This window comes from Rhodococcus sp. IEGM 1341 (assembly GCF_030056895.1).
Classification (GTDB): domain Bacteria; phylum Actinomycetota; class Actinomycetes; order Mycobacteriales; family Mycobacteriaceae; genus Rhodococcoides.
The window spans coordinates 277,406-291,843 of sequence record NZ_JASHKV010000002.1; the positions used below are offsets into that span (position 1 = coordinate 277,406).

Here is a 14,438-nt window from a genome sequence, read left to right on the forward strand (position 1 = left end):
CTCAGGAGTTGCACGATGACCATCGCAACGGACAAGCCCACCAGTGGACTCGCCGCACCGGACGCCGCCGTCAGGGCACTGGCTCCTGGGGATGCAAGCCTCGACCGCATCGTCGAGGTGACATTGTCCTCGATCGTGTTGCCGCTGAAGAATCCGATCAGCGATGCCAAGGTGCTCACGGGTCGGCAGAAGGCGATGACCGAGGTGGTGTTCCTGTTCGCGGAGATTCGCACCGAACAGGGCCATGAGGGAATCGGTTTCGGTTATTCCAAGCGTGCGGGCGGCCCCGCCCAGTTTGCGCATGCCCAGGAGATTGCTCCGGTCCTCATCGGTGAGGACCCGAACGACATCGGCAAGATCTGGAACAAGCTGGTGTGGGCCGGTGCCTCGGTGGGCCGCAGTGGTGTTGCGACGCAGGCGATTGCCGCGATCGACATCGCGCTGTGGGATCTCAAAGCCAAGCGTGCGGGGTTGCCGCTGCCCAAGCTGATCGGCTCGGCGCGCGACTCGGTGCAGACGTACAACACCTCGGGTGGTTTTCTGCACACTCCCATCGAGGAGGTCATGGAGAACGCCGCCATCTCACTGGCCAACGGCATCGGCGGCATCAAACTGAAGGTGGGCCAACCGGATTGGCGTACCGATATCGCCCGCGTCACAGCGGTCCGTGAATTTCTCGGCGATGACGTCCCGTTGATGGTGGACGCCAATCAGCAGTGGGACCGCCCGACCGCGCAGCGCATGGGCCGAATCCTGGAGCAATTTGACCTCGTGTGGATCGAGGAACCCCTCGACGCCTACGACGCCGAGGGGCACGCCCAGCTCGCTCGCAGCCTGGATACCTCGATCGCGACGGGAGAGATGCTGGCGAGCGTCGGCGAGCACGTCCGGCTCATCGAGGCCGGCTCGGTCGACATCTTGCAACCCGACGCTCCCCGCATCGGCGGAATCACGCAGTTCCTGAAGTTGGCCACGCTGGCAGAGCATCACGATCTGCAACTCGCCCCGCACTTCGCCATGGAGATCCATCTGCACCTCGCGGCGGTGTATCCACTGCAGACGTGGGTGGAGCACTTCGACTGGTTGGACCCGCTGTTCGACGAACACCTCGAAACACGAGATGGGCGCATGCATCTGTCCGCGCGCCCGGGATTGGGCTTCACGTTGAGTGAACAGGGTCGTGCGTGGACGGTGGCAAAGGTAGTGGTGCGCTGACGCATCGAGCGCTGACGCGGGAGCGCTGACGCGCAGGTGCACGGAAACTCGACCTCTGCTACGAGTTTTCGTGCACGTGCCGCGAAGCGGCTCTTCCACTCACATGGGGCGAGGCGGAGCGTACTGTTTCTCGGGTGACAGACGCTCACCAGGCATCGCGATGGTCCGCGATCTTCAGGCCGACGCCGGTTCGGGTCATGGCCACAGGGTTCGCGCTCGCCATCGCGATAGGTGCGGGCGTGCTGTCGCTGCCGGCGGCGACCGTGCCCGGCAGCGAGACCGGGTTTCTGCAGGCGTTGTTCACGTCCACCTCGGCCGTCAGTCTGACCGGCCTGATCGTGGTGGACACTCCGGTGTACTGGTCGGGATTCGGGCAGGGCGTGATCCTTACCCTGATTCAGATCGGCGGGTTCGGGATCATGACGATCGCGTCCCTGGTCGGTCTGGTCCTTGCCGATCGAATAGGTCTGCGCGGCAGGCTCAACGCGGCCGCAGAGGTGCGCACCTCGGGTCTGGGTGATGTCCGAAGCGTCGTCGTCGGCGTGTTCCGCACCAGTCTGATCATCGAGAGCGTCGTCGCGACAGCCCTCGCGGCGCGCTTCTTCCTCGGATACGACGAGTCTCTCGGTCGTGCTCTGTGGCTGGGGACCTTTCATGCGGTCTCCGCGTTCAACAACGCCGGCTTCGCGCTGTTCAGCGACAACATGATCGGGTTCGCCACCGATCCATGGATCTGCATTCCACTGTTGATCGCGGTCGTGTTGGGCGGCATCGGATTTCCGGTTCTCTTCGAGATCGCGCGTCGAGTTCGGTCCCGAGCCAAGGGCGGTCGCGCGCCCCACCGCTGGTCGCTGCACACACGACTGACGCTGACCGTCACCGGAGTTCTGTTGGTACTCGGACCGACGGTCGTGATGCTTTTCGAGTGGTCCAGAACGCTGGGAGGATTCGGCTTCTGGGACAAGATGCTCGTCGCGACGTTCCAGGGAATCATGCCCCGCACCGCAGGGTTCAACAGTGTCGATTACGCGGATGTCGACAACGCAACCCTGCTGGTCACCGACGTCCTGATGTTCATCGGTGGTGGCAGCGGCGGAACCGCAGGCGGCATCAAGGTCACCACGTTCGCACTGCTGCTGTTCGTCATCCTGGCCGAGATCCGAGGCGACCGAGAGGTGACGGTGTTCGATCGTCGGATCGACGCGCGCGTGCAACGTCAGGCGTTGACCGTGGCACTGATCGGCGTCGCGTTGGTCATGCTCCCGGTCGTCGCGTTGCTGGCGGGCACGGACTTCGACCTCGACGTCCTGCTGTTCGAGGTCGTCTCGGCCTTCGCCACCGTCGGTCTGTCGACCGGTATCACCGCACAGTTGCCCGGGTGGGGACAGATGATCCTGATCGTGCTGATGTACCTGGGCCGCATCGGTTCCATCACTCTCGTCAGCGCCCTCGCCGCCCGCGACCGCGGTCGGCGCTACACGCTCCCCACGGAAAGGCCGTTCATTGGCTAGGAAACCGTCCTCCGACGTCGTCGTCGTCCTCGGCCTCGGCCGCTTCGGCAAGTCGCTGGCGCTGGAACTGATGGGCCAGGGCGTCGAGGTCCTCGGCATCGACACCGACGAGGCTGTGGTGCAACGTGTCTCGGACCGACTCACACACGCGGCCGTGGCCGACACCACCGACGAGGAGTCGTTGCGCCAACTGTCGGTTCACGAGTACGACCGCGCAGTCGTGGGCATCGGATCCGATCTCGAGGCAAGTCTGCTGACCGCGTCCGCGCTGATCAACCTGTCGGTGTCCAACATCTGGGCCAAGGCGATCAGCAACGCGCACGCCAAGATCCTCAACCAGATCGGCGTGCACCATGTGGTGCGGCCCGAGCACGACATGGGTAAGCGTGTCGCCCATCTGGTGCGCGGCCGAATGATGGACTACATCGAATTCGACGACGGTTTCGCCATGATCAAGACCTCTCCGCCCGCCTCCATCATCGGAAAGAAGCTGGGCGAAAGCGGAATACGCACCAAACATCGCGTCACCGTCGTCGCGGTCAAGCGACAGGGCGAAGGATTCACCTACGCCACGGCCGACACGGTGATCGGTGCAGGCGATACCGTCATCGTCTCCGGTCAGGTTCGAGACGCCGAACGATTCAGTGAGTCGACCTGAGCGATTCCAGCGTCTCGCGTGCTCCCCGCTCCTGCAGAGACGACAGTTGTTTCGTGTACTCGGCCACGAACCGCTCGTTGTCGATCAGATCCCCGAACACCGCGCGGTTGGCGATGAACGCCGTGGGGTTCTCGCGCTGACTCTGCGCGATCGGCACCAGTGAATCCTTGAGCTGGTCGACGATCTCGATGGGCTCGCCGGACTCGTCCACGGCCTCGGCGTATCGAGCCCAACTGGCCACCACTGCGGTGGAGCGGGTGATCTCACCGCCGGTCTCGAGGTTCTTGCGGATGACGGGCAAGAGCCACTTGGGAATTCGGTCCGAGGACTCGGCGCACAGGCGAGCGACGGTATCGCGGATCTCGGGGTTGGAGAACCGCTCGATCAACGTCTTCTTGTAGTCGGTCAGATCGATGCCGGGGACCGGCTGCAGCGTCGGGGTTGCCTCCTCGTCCATGTAGGCGAGCAGGAAATCGGCGAACAGCGAATCCTGGCACACCTCGTGGACGAGGCGATAGCCGCTGAGGTAACCGAAGTACGCGAGCGCCTGGTGGCTGGCATTGAGCAACCGCAGCTTCATCAGCTCGTAGGGGGTGACGTCCTCGACCACCTGCACGCCCACCTCTTCCAGCGGCGGACGGCCGAGGGTGAAATTGTCCTCGAGCACCCACTGCGTGAACGGTTCGCCCGCAACGGGCCATTGATCGTCGATGGCGTAGCGCAACGAAAGCTGTTCGGTCACTTCCGGTGTCGTGACCGGCGTGATGCGATCGACCATCGAATTGGGGAACGCGCCTTCGGCTTGGATCCAGTCGGCCAACGCCGGATCCTTCAGGCGCGCGAACGCGGTGAACGTCGACTGCGCCATGTGTCCGTTGCCCTCGATGTTGTCGCAGGACATGATGGTGAACGGTGCCATTCCGCGGCTCTTGCGTCGAGCCAACGCTTCGATCACGAGCCCGAATGTCGTTGCGGGAACAGCGCCGTCGGCGAGGTCGGCGACGATGGCCGGATTGTCGGCGTCGAACTCGCCCGTCGTCGCGGAGAAGTTGTAGCCACCCTCGGTGATGGTGAGCGAGACGATCTTCGTCGTGTCGGCTGCCATCTTCTCGATCACGGCCTCGGCGTCGTCCGGTGCGAAGAGATACTCGACGATGGAACCGATGACGCGGGTGTCCCACGTCCCGTCGGAATGCTTGAGCGCCAACGTGTACAGGCAGTCCTGTGCCTGCATGACGTCGTTCATTCTCCGGTCGCCGGGCAGTACGCCGACGCCGCAGATTCCCCAGTCCAGCGCCTGCCCCTGCTGCAACAGACGGTCGACGTACATCGCCTGGTGGGCGCGATGGAAGCCGCCGACACCGAAATGCACGATGCCGACCGTCACCTCGGATCGGTCGTACGTCGGAACCGCGACGTCCTCGATGAAGTCGGCGAGGTTCTGCGAGTTCAACTTCATGCGTCGTTCTCCTTCGAAAGTCCTGGAATCACTACGGCTTTGATGCTTCCGGGTTGCCTGTCCGCGTTCAATGCATCCTCGACGCCATCGAGCCCGAATCGCGCCGTCACCATCGCGTCGAGATCCACCATGCCCGACGCCACCAGCGCGCGTGCGATCGGCCATGTGTTGGCGTAGCGAAAGACGCCGGTGAGCAGCAATTCTCGGTTCTGGATCAGCGAGATCGGCAGCGGATAATCTGATCCACCCATGCCGACGAGGACGACCGTACCTGCGGGCCGGACCGCGTGGATGCCGTCGATCACGGCTCGGGCCGCACCGGACGCGTCGATGAACGCATCGACCGTCAGAGAGCGCACGTCCTCAGCGGCGGGGTCGAGCACGCGAGTCGCGCCGAACCTCTGCGCGTTGGCCCGGCGGGAGGCGTCGATGTCGGTGACGATCACCTCGGTGGCACCGAACGCACGCGCGACCTGCGCGGTGACGAGCCCGACGGGCCCCGCTCCCGCGATGAGCACGCTCGAGCCCGCGGAGATCCGTGCTTTCTGGGCCGACGCGATGCCCACCGACAGCGGCTCGAAGAGCGCAGCAGCCTCGTCGGAGATGTCGTCGGGGACGTCGTGGGCGAAGGTCGATTGGATCAACACGTACTCCGCGAGCGCGCCGTCGATGGGCGGCGTCGCGAAGAACTCCATGGCCGGGCACAGATTGTAGCGGCCTGCGCGGGACTGAGCGCTGGTGGGATCGGGGCGCTGCGGCTCGATGGACACGCGCTGCCCGACGCGGGTGTCGGAGACGTCGTTGCCCACGGCCACGATGACGCCCGCGGCCTCGTGCCCGAGTACCAGGGGGCCGTCGACCACGTACTCGCCGATGCGCCCCTCCCGGTAGTAGTGCGCGTCGGAACCGCACACCCCGACCGCCGTGACCTGTACGAGGACCTGATCGGGCGCGGGGGTGGGGACGGGCCGTTCTTCGAGTCGTATCTCCTGTGCTGCGGTGAGGACGCTGGCCTGCATGGACTGTGGCACGGGTCGCCCGCCGTCGGGGGGTGTTGTGTAGATCACACCTTAATGTTAGCTTAGTGAGCAGATGAACACGAGCTGAGCATCTGCTCACAACTTGGGAGGCGAAATGGATGGATCGTCATCCGGTCCGGCGGGGTCGAAGTCTCCGCGGTCCGGAGAGGATCTGCGCCTGGCTCTGCGCGCCGCGACCATGTACCACCTCGAAGGCGCGACTCAGGCCGAGATCGCCGTGAAGCTCGGTGTCTCACGCCCCACAGCAGGGCGGTTGGTTGCACGCGCTCGCACCCAGGGACTGGTGACCATCGAGATCAACGTTCCCGACGACCTGCAGGGCACCGTGCACGCCGACATCGAGCGTGAACTCGAAGCGCAGTTCGGGCTGACCGAGGTGCTCGTCGTCTCGGACGTCATCGACGGCACGGACGCCGGCTACGGTTCCCTCGGCCGGGCAGCGGCGACGCTGCTCTCTCGTCGGCTCCAGGACAAGGATGTGCTGGGCTTCACCTGGGGACCCGAGACGGTGGCGGTCGCCAGCTCGCTCAAGACCAGGTCCACCAAATGTGCTGCGGTGGTGCAACTCGACGGTTCCATCACCTCGGCCGACTACCAGACCGGCGTCGAGTACACACTCGGACGGTGCGCTGCGTACCTGCAGGCGACACCCATCAGGCTCAATGCGCCGCTGTACGCCGATCAGGCGACTGTCGTTGCGTTGGAGCAGGACTCCGTGATCTCTCGCGCACTCAAAGCCGGGACCGATGCCGATGTGATGATGTACGGCATCGGTCCCGTTTCCACGTCCACCACATTGTTCGAGGGCAGCTTCATCGACCTCGAGGTGCTCGACGAACTGCGCCGACTCGGTGCGGTCGGTGAGATCGGCGGACGGTTCTACGACGCCGACGGCAAGGACACCGGAGGATCACTCCCCGGCCGAACCGTGTCGGTGGGGCTCGACGCCATCAGGGCCTGCGATCGGGCGGTGCTCGTCACGGGCGGAAAACGAAAACACGAAGCGCTGCTCGGTGCACTGCGCGGTGGACTGGCATCGATCTTGGTCACCGACATCGAAAGTGCGCGTTGGCTTGTGGATCGATCCACATCAGCGTCGAATGGAAAGGTATCTCAGTGAAAGTTCTACCGAAGGTGGTTGTCGCGACCTCGCTCGCGACGACCTTGGTGGTGTCCGGATGTGCCGGTGCCGGCTCGTTCGGTGGTGATGGTGACGGTACGACGGTCACCGTCGCGATCGTCTCGAATTCGCAGATGTCCGATGCCATTTCGCTTGCTCCGGAGTTCGAGGCGGAGAACCCGGGTATCAACCTGAAGTTCGTGTCGCTCTCGGAGAACGAGGCCCGAGCCAAGATCACGGCCTCGGTCGCCACCGGCGGCGGTGAGTTCGACGTGGTGATGATCAGCAACTTCGAGACCCCGCAGTGGGCCGAGAACGGTTGGCTGACCAATCTTTCCGAGTACGCCGACGCCACGCCGGGCTACGACGAGGACGACTTCATTCCCACGCTGAAGGAGTCGCTGTCGTACGAGGGCAGCATGTACTCGGTGCCGTTCTACGGTGAATCGTCGTTCCTGATGTACCGCAAGGATCTGATGGAGCAGGCCGGTATCGACATGCCTGCCGAGCCCACCTGGCAGCAGGTGGCCGACGCCGCAGCCGCTCTCGACAGCCCGGGCCTGTCCGGAATCTGCCTGCGCGGCAAGCCCGGCTGGGGTGAGGTGCTCGCACCGCTCAACACGGTCATCAACGCGTTCGGCGGCCGCTGGTACGACGAGAACTGGAACGCCCAGCTGAACAGTCCCGAGGTACGCGAAGCCGTGCAGTTCTACGTCGACACCGTGCGTGAGCACGGTCAGGCCGGCGCGGCGACCAGTGGGTTCAGTGAGTGCGGAACGCAACTCTCCCAGGGCAACACCGCCATGTGGTACGACGCCACCTCGGCCGTCTCGGTCCTCGAGGACCCGTCGTCGAGCAACGTCGTCGGGCAGATCGGTTACGCCAAGGCCCCGTCGGCGGCCAAGGGCGACAACGGTTGGCTGTACTCCTGGGCACTGGGCATCCCCAAGACCAGCGAGGCGCCCGACGAGGCATGGAAGTTCGTCTCGTGGATGACCAGCAAGGAATACCTGAACAAGGTCGGTAACGAACTCGGTTGGGAGCGTGTGCCTCCCGGAAGTCGACTCTCGACCTACGAGATTCCCGAGTACGCGGAGGCGTCGGCGGCCTACGGTCAGCTGACCCTCGACTCCATCGACAGTGCCGACCCGAACGACCCCACCGTGGATCCGGTTCCGTACACCGGAGTCCAGTTCCTGACCATTCCGGAGTTCCAGGACCTCGGTACCCGGGTCAGCCAACAGATCAGTGCCGCGATCGCCGGACAGATCAGCGTCGACGACGCGCTCGACCAAGCGCAGCAATACGCCGAAGTGGTCGGCAGGACGTACCAGGAGGACCAGGGATGACCACCACCGAAGAACGGACGGCTCCGGCCGAACCGGAGAAGTTCGTACCGAGACCGAGAACGATCTCCAAGGCAGAGGGGTGGCGTCGACGCGGGCCACTGTTGCCGGCGTTGGTGTTCGCCATCATCGTCACGCAGATCCCGTTCCTGTTCACGCTGTACTACTCGACGCAGTCCTGGAACCTCGTTCGTCCGGGTTCGCGTGAGTTCAACGGTCTGAACAACTACATCGACGTGTTCCGCGACAGTCAGTTCCGCGAGGTCGCGATGAACACCGTGATCATGATCGTCGGAACCGTGATCATCTCGGTGGTCCTCGGCCTGGCCCTCGCTCTGCTGCTCGATCGAAAGTTCATCGGACGCAGTCTGATTCGCACGCTGCTGATCACCCCGTTTCTCGTCACCCCGGTCGCCGGTGCGCTGATCTGGAAGACGACGATGTTCGATCCCGTCTTCGGCCTGATCAATTTCGCGCTGAGCCCGTTCGGAGTCGGTGAGATCGACTGGGTATCGCGGTTCCCCCTGGCCGCGGTCATGACGAACCTCGTGTGGCAGTGGACGCCGTTCATGATGCTGCTGATCCTCGCCGGCCTGCAGTCCATGCCGAAGGACATCGCCGAGGCTGCGCGTGTCGACGGGGCAGGCCCGTTCAAACTCTTCCGTGAGTTGACGTTGCCGCACCTGCGCCGCTTCATCGAACTCGGCACCGTCCTCGGTGCGATCTATCTGGTCAACACCTTCGATGCCGTCTACATGATGACCTCCGGTGGACCGGGAGTCGCGTCGGCGAACCTGCCGTTCTACATCTACCAGCGCGCCTTCCTCGGCTTCGACATCGGTCAGGCCGCGGCCATGGGCGTCGTCACCGTGGTGGCAACCATCGTTCTCAGCACACTGGCGCTGAGACTGATCTTCAAGAGCTTCAGCGCAAACGAGGAGGCGGCGTGATGAGCACGGCAACCACGAGCAAGAAGAAGGCCGTCGCGCAGACCTCCGACGGGCAGGAGATCCGGAAGAAGAGCAAGTGGGGCCCGGGCACGATCTGGTCGTTCGTTGCCTGGGTGGCCGGTATCGCGTTCTTCTTCCCGGTTCTCTGGATGGTGATCACCGGCTTCAAGCAGGAGGCCGACGCCTACTCCAACCCGCCGAAGCTGATCTTCACCCCCACCCTCGATCAGTATCGAGGTGTCCTCGAGAGCGGCATCGGCACCACCCTGCTGAACTCGGCGTTCGCGACGATCGTCTCGACGATTTTCGTTCTGCTGCTGGGTGTTCCGGCAGCATTCGCGCTGTCGCTGCGGCCGGTGAAGAAAACCCAGGACGTGCTGTTCTTCTTCATCTCCACCAAGATGCTGCCCGTCGTGGCCGTCATCGTTCCGCTGTACGTCATCGTCGGTGACATCGGCATGCTCGACAACATCTGGGCACTGGTGATTCTCTACACCGCGATGAATCTGCCTATCGCCGTGTGGATGATGCGCTCGTTCTTCATGGAGGTGCCGTCGGAACTGCTCGAGGCCGCCAGCATGGACGGTGCGTCGCTGTGGACGTCGGTCCGCGAGGTGATCCTGCCGCTCGTCTCTCCCGGTATCGCAGCGACGTCGTTGATCTGCGTGATCTTCTCGTGGAACGAGTTCTTCTTCGCCGTCAACCTCACTGCCGTTCAGGCCCAGACGATTCCGGTGTACCTCGTCGGATTCATCACCGGCCAGGGCCTGTACTGGGCCCAGCTTTCCGCCGCTGCGACGTTCGCAGCACTCCCCGTCGTCCTTGCCGGATGGTTCGCGCAGAACAAGCTCGTGCGCGGTCTGTCCTTCGGCGCCATCAAATAGGAGAAAGTCTCATGGCTGCAATCACGTACAAGAAGGCATCCTGCGTCTACGAAGGTGCCGATTCGCTCGCCGTCGATTCCCTCGACCTCGACATAAAGGACGGCGAGTTCGTCGTCCTGGTCGGACCGTCCGGCTCCGGCAAGTCCACCGCACTTCGGATGCTCGCCGGTCTGGAGGAGATCGACGGCGGCGCAATCGAAATCGGCGGCAAGAACATGGTGGGCGTCCCGTCCAAGGACCGCGACATCGCCATGGTGTTCCAGAACTACGCGCTCTACCCCAACAAGACCGTCGGCGAGAACATGGGCTTCGCGCTCAAGATGCGCGGAGTGAGCCTCGAGAAGCGTCAGGCACGCGTGGCCGAAGCGGCCCGTCTGCTCGATCTCACCGAGTACCTCGATCGCAAGCCCGGCAAGCTCTCGGGCGGCCAGCGTCAGCGAGTTGCCATGGGCCGCGCCATCGTTCGTGAGCCGCAGGTGTTCTGCATGGACGAGCCACTGTCCAACCTCGACGCGAAACTGCGGGTGCAGACGCGTACGCAGATCGCGGCGTTGCAGCGTCGGCTCGGCACCACGACGGTCTACGTCACCCACGATCAGGTCGAGGCCATGACGATGGGTGATCGCGTCGCCGTCCTGCGTGGTGGCAAGCTGCAGCAGTTCGCCTCTCCCACAGACCTGTACGACCACCCCGTCAACGCGTTCGTCGCAGGATTCATCGGCTCCCCGGCGATGAACCTGATGACGGTACCCATCGGCTCGGGCGGCGTGCAGATCGGTAAGTTCCTGCTCCCGCTCGAGCGCGACGAGCTGACCAAGCTCGCGAGCCTGGGGATCGACGAGGTCACCATCGGAATGCGGCCCGAGAACATCGGCATCGTCCACGGCGGCGGCGAAGGCTTCGAGGGCAAGGTCGATCTCATCGAGGAGCTCGGCAGCGAGTCGTACGTGTACTCGCACCTCGACGACCCGAAGGTGAAGGGACTCGACGGGGGACCCGTGTCGTTGGTTGCGCGTTCGGCAGTGCGTGCCCCGGCGAGGATCGGCGAGAGCATCGGACTGAAGCGCCTCGACGGTGCAATTCACCTCTTCCACCCGGAAACAGGTGAGCGCATCTAGCGCGGCTGGTACGGCGCTTTCCGAGAGAGGATCAGCGCCGTCAGCAGGGCGGCACCCCAGAGCAGGAAGATGCCGTCGAAGAACAGGTGGCCGTACTTGACGCTCCGGTTCTCGTCCGAGGCGATCAATCCGATCACCGCTCCGACGAACGATGCTCCGCCCCAGAGAATCAGCAGCACCGAGCCGGGCCAGGATATGCCGAGGACGATTGCCGGCAGCCTGGTCCGGTTCTGTGCTGCCAGGCGCGGCCGGTTCATGTAGGCGAGAGCGGGAAGAATTGCCGCTGCAAGTTTGACCAGCGTGAGCACCAGCAGCGCCGTTCGCGCAGTCTGCGGTTCGGTCTCGACCCACTCCGTGGCGAATGATCCGACGGTGTTCAACATCCATCGGCCACCTGCAGCCCAGTAGCCGGAAAACGCGGCGTGAACTATCCCCAGTGCACCTGCGATCGCGAAGTATCCGATGGCCACGGTGACCGAGGCTAGCCGAGTTCTCACCCCCGTTCAGGGGTAGCGAGGGATTGTTCATCTCCCCTACCGTGGCGGTGATGAGCATCACAGGCTACGGAGGAAGCATGGCCGAATCGGCACATACGGCATTCAGGAACGCTCGCGACCTGCTACTCGACTCCTACGGCGAGTACGACCGCGCCGTAGAGACTTTCGAGTGGCCGTCGTTCGGAGAGACGTTCAACTGGGCCATCGATTGGTTCGACGCGATCGCCCGTGGCAACGACGGCACTGCGTTGTGGATCGTCGAAGAGGACGGCAGCGAGGCCAAGTACAGCTTCGACGACATCGCGCGTCGTTCCGACCAGGTCGCCAGGTGGCTCGAGCAACAGGGCATCGGCCGCGGCGATTCGGTGATCCTGATGCTCGGAAATCAGGTGGAACTGTGGGAAGCGATGCTCGCGGTGATGAAACTGGGCGCGGTGTTGATGCCGACCACCACTGCCATCGGGCCCGCAGACCTGACCGACCGTGTGGTGCGCGGCAATGCGCGCGCAGTGATCGTGAACCCCTCGGACACCGGCAAATTCGACGACGTACCCGGGGACTACCTGCGCATCGCCACCTCCGCTCGAAATGGTTGGGTCGACTATGCCGAGGCTCGTTCTGTCGAAGCCGTGCCGTTCGAGTCCGTGACGGCTCCCACCGACCGCCTTCTCATGTACTTCACCTCCGGCACCACCAGCAAGCCCAAGCTCGTCGAACACACTCAGATCTCCTACCCCGTCGGGCATCTGAGCACCATGTACTTCCTCGGGTTGCGTCCAGGCGACGTGCACCTGAACATCAGCTCGCCCGGGTGGGCCAAGCACGCGTGGAGTTGCTTCTTCGCGCCGTGGATCGCCGAGGCGACGATCTTCATCTACAACTACGGCAAATTCGACGCGAAAGCGTTGCTCGAGCAGATCCGCCGGGCCGAGGTGACGACGTTCTGCGCGCCACCGACCGTGTGGCGCATGCTGATTCAAGCCGACCTCGCCGGTGGCGGTGGTTCGCTACGCGAGGCCATCGGAGCAGGTGAGCCACTCAACCCCGAGGTGATCTCGCGGGTGCAGCAGGAGTGGGGTCTGAACATTCGCGACGGGTTCGGCCAGACGGAAACCACTGCGCTGGTTGCCAATACACCCGGCGCGGTACTCAATTCCGGCTCGATGGGGAGGCCGCTGCCGGGCGTACCGGTGGTGATCGTCGACCCCACCACCGGCGAACTCGCCGACGAAGGCGAGATCTGCCTCGACCTGGCGCAGCAGCCGTTCAACCTGATGACCGGATACCTCGGCGACCCCGAACGCAACGCCGCTGTCATGGCCGACGGTTACTACCACACCGGCGACGTCGCATCGAGGGACTCCGAGGGCTACATCACTTACGTCGGCCGCACCGACGACGTGTTCAAGGCCTCGGATTACAAGATTTCCCCGTTCGAGCTCGAAAGCGTGCTCATCGAACACCCCGCTGTTGCCGAGGCCGCGGTGGTGCCCGCCCCCGACGAGACGCGACTGGCCGTCCCCAAGGCGTATGTGGCATTGGCGTCGGGCTGGGAACCCAACGAGGACACAGCGTTCGAGATTCTCAAGTACGCCCGCGAGCACCTGGCACCGTTCCTGCGGGTGCGCCGAATCGAGTTCTTCGAGCTACCGAAAACCATCTCGGGCAAGATCCGCCGAGTGGAACTGCGCGCCCGCGAGGACGCGGCCGTCGGACCGCTGGAGACCGAGTGGCGTGACGACCAGTTCCCTGCACTGAAGAGGTGATGTGACACTGAGGTCACTTGTCCCAGAACCGTTCGAGAATCCCGAGCACTTCCGGGGTGGCCGCCATCGTTGTCGCGTGATCGAATCCGCGGATGACATGCAATTCGGAGTTCGGTACCAGCGCCGCGGCAGCTCGGGTGTCGTCGAGCCTGGTGCCGTCCTGACTGCCGACGTAGAACAGTGACGGCTGGGTGAACTGCTGCAACGCGTCGTCGGATAGGCCCGGATCGGCGTCGGATGCTCGAATGTACGCGGCCATGGCCTGGGCGTCGTTGGCGGAGAACACCGCTCGCGTGCCGGCATCGATCGGGAACATACGGTGGCTGGTCCAGACCTCGAGAAATCCGTCCATGCCGCGTTGCTCCAATACGTCTGCGCATCCGGGGAAGAACAGGCGATCGAACGCGCCGGCCTGAGCGCCGTGACTACCGCCGCCGACGGCCAGTGATCGGACTCGTTCGGGAGCCGCCGCCGTCAACGCCAAGCCGGCCCGAGCCCCGAACGAATACCCCAGATAGTCGACGGTATCGACGTCTACCGCGTCGAGCACCGCCGTCAGATCGCCGACTATCTTGCTCATCGCATACGCGTCGGGAGTGCGGGGCTTCTCGCTGCGGCCGTGCCCCCGACTGTCGATCAGAATCAACTGCCGAGCCCCGCGCAGCGCCTTCACATAGCCGAACGTCCGCCAGATCGTGTGCGTCAGAAAACTGCCGTGCACCATCAACAACGGCGGCCCGGACCCCACCACCGTGTACGCGATCCGTGTCCCATCGTCTGCATTCGAGGCGTACTCCACCCCGCAATCCTCCCGAACGAAGTCCACTCAATGTGACATTGACCCCCGAACTGCGCTTGTGGGTCGTTCCGCAGG

General features: G+C 64.0%; 13 protein-coding genes. 9 read left to right on the forward strand and 4 right to left on the reverse strand.

Annotated elements, in window-relative coordinates; genetic code table 11:
• Positions 1-15: 15 nt before the first annotated feature.
• From QM615_RS08490 to QM615_RS08500, 3 genes are all read left to right on the forward strand, one after another.
• Positions 16-1,215, forward strand: coding sequence for an L-talarate/galactarate dehydratase (locus QM615_RS08490; RefSeq protein WP_149406949.1), 1,200 nt, complete (start codon positions 16-18; stop codon positions 1,213-1,215).
• A 197-nt stretch (positions 1,216-1,412) separates the two neighbouring features.
• Positions 1,413-2,726: a TrkH family potassium uptake protein gene (locus QM615_RS08495; protein WP_149407088.1), complete on the forward strand. Its 1,314-nt coding sequence runs from the start codon at positions 1,413-1,415 to the stop codon at positions 2,724-2,726.
• Positions 2,719-3,384, forward strand: coding sequence for a potassium channel family protein (locus QM615_RS08500; protein ID WP_149406950.1), 666 nt, complete (start codon positions 2,719-2,721; stop codon positions 3,382-3,384). Before QM615_RS08495 ends, QM615_RS08500 begins: the two co-directional genes overlap by 8 nt.
• On the opposite strand, the gene QM615_RS08505 is transcribed toward QM615_RS08500, so the two are convergent.
• Entirely contained in the window at positions 3,368-4,843 is a 1,476-nt protein-coding gene (locus QM615_RS08505) for a mannitol dehydrogenase family protein (RefSeq protein WP_149406951.1), read from the reverse strand. The two genes, QM615_RS08500 and QM615_RS08505, sit on opposite strands and share 17 nt — an antisense overlap.
• Complete coding sequence (locus QM615_RS08510) at positions 4,840-5,862, reverse strand: NAD(P)-dependent alcohol dehydrogenase (protein WP_149407089.1); 1,023 nt, start codon at positions 5,860-5,862, stop codon at positions 4,840-4,842. Before QM615_RS08510 ends, QM615_RS08505 begins: the two co-directional genes overlap by 4 nt.
• A 115-nt stretch (positions 5,863-5,977) precedes the next feature.
• Here QM615_RS08510 and QM615_RS08515 point away from each other — a divergent pair, with 115 nt between their 5' ends.
• The 5 genes from QM615_RS08515 to QM615_RS08535 are packed head-to-tail and all read left to right on the forward strand — an operon-like array spanning position 5,978 to position 11,301.
• The gene (locus QM615_RS08515; RefSeq protein WP_094640484.1) at positions 5,978-7,003 is read left to right on the forward strand and encodes a sugar-binding transcriptional regulator; all 1,026 of its coding nucleotides are present in this window, start codon (positions 5,978-5,980) and stop codon (positions 7,001-7,003) included.
• Positions 7,000-8,352, forward strand: coding sequence for an ABC transporter substrate-binding protein (locus QM615_RS08520; protein WP_441344161.1), 1,353 nt, complete (start codon positions 7,000-7,002; stop codon positions 8,350-8,352). The genes QM615_RS08515 and QM615_RS08520 overlap by 4 nt, the downstream gene beginning before the upstream one ends.
• Positions 8,349-9,299 (forward strand): carbohydrate ABC transporter permease, encoded by a 951-nt coding sequence (locus QM615_RS08525; RefSeq protein WP_037196012.1) that lies wholly within the window; start codon positions 8,349-8,351, stop codon positions 9,297-9,299. Before QM615_RS08520 ends, QM615_RS08525 begins: the two co-directional genes overlap by 4 nt.
• The gene (locus QM615_RS08530) at positions 9,299-10,183 is read left to right on the forward strand and encodes a carbohydrate ABC transporter permease (protein ID WP_149406952.1); all 885 of its coding nucleotides are present in this window, start codon (positions 9,299-9,301) and stop codon (positions 10,181-10,183) included. The genes QM615_RS08525 and QM615_RS08530 overlap by 1 nt, the downstream gene beginning before the upstream one ends.
• An 11-nt stretch (positions 10,184-10,194) precedes the next feature.
• Complete coding sequence (locus QM615_RS08535) at positions 10,195-11,301, forward strand: ABC transporter ATP-binding protein (protein ID WP_149406953.1); 1,107 nt, start codon at positions 10,195-10,197, stop codon at positions 11,299-11,301.
• On the opposite strand, the gene QM615_RS08540 is transcribed toward QM615_RS08535, so the two are convergent.
• On the reverse strand, positions 11,298-11,771 hold the full coding sequence (locus QM615_RS08540) for a DUF3995 domain-containing protein (protein WP_082898697.1): 474 nt from the start codon (positions 11,769-11,771) through the stop codon (positions 11,298-11,300). The genes QM615_RS08535 and QM615_RS08540 overlap by 4 nt on opposite strands.
• Positions 11,772-11,848: 77 nt before the next feature.
• Between QM615_RS08540 and QM615_RS08545 the strand changes: the two genes are divergently transcribed.
• Positions 11,849-13,564, forward strand: coding sequence for an AMP-binding protein (locus QM615_RS08545; RefSeq protein WP_410482248.1), 1,716 nt, complete (start codon positions 11,849-11,851; stop codon positions 13,562-13,564).
• 13 nt (positions 13,565-13,577) lie between these two features.
• Here the strand turns inward: QM615_RS08545 and QM615_RS08550 are convergent, their stop codons facing one another.
• On the reverse strand, positions 13,578-14,390 hold the full coding sequence (locus QM615_RS08550; protein ID WP_410482249.1) for an alpha/beta fold hydrolase: 813 nt from the start codon (positions 14,388-14,390) through the stop codon (positions 13,578-13,580).
• Between the last annotated feature and the right edge of the window lie 48 nt (positions 14,391-14,438).

Coding starts and splice junctions, on each gene's coding strand:
- QM615_RS08490 (WP_149406949.1), top strand. CDS start 16: ATGACCATCGCAACGGACAAGCCCACCAGTGGACTCGCCGCACCGGAC.
- QM615_RS08495 (WP_149407088.1), top strand. CDS start 1,413: ATGGCCACAGGGTTCGCGCTCGCCATCGCGATAGGTGCGGGCGTGCTG.
- QM615_RS08505 (WP_149406951.1), bottom strand. CDS start 4,843: ATGAAGTTGAACTCGCAGAACCTCGCCGACTTCATCGAGGACGTCGCG.
- QM615_RS08510 (WP_149407089.1), bottom strand. CDS start 5,862: ATGCAGGCCAGCGTCCTCACCGCAGCACAGGAGATACGACTCGAAGAA.
- QM615_RS08515 (WP_094640484.1), top strand. CDS start 5,978: ATGGATGGATCGTCATCCGGTCCGGCGGGGTCGAAGTCTCCGCGGTCC.
- QM615_RS08525 (WP_037196012.1), top strand. CDS start 8,349: ATGACCACCACCGAAGAACGGACGGCTCCGGCCGAACCGGAGAAGTTC.
- QM615_RS08530 (WP_149406952.1), top strand. CDS start 9,299: ATGAGCACGGCAACCACGAGCAAGAAGAAGGCCGTCGCGCAGACCTCC.
- QM615_RS08535 (WP_149406953.1), top strand. CDS start 10,195: ATGGCTGCAATCACGTACAAGAAGGCATCCTGCGTCTACGAAGGTGCC.
- QM615_RS08545 (WP_410482248.1), top strand. CDS start 11,849: ATGAGCATCACAGGCTACGGAGGAAGCATGGCCGAATCGGCACATACG.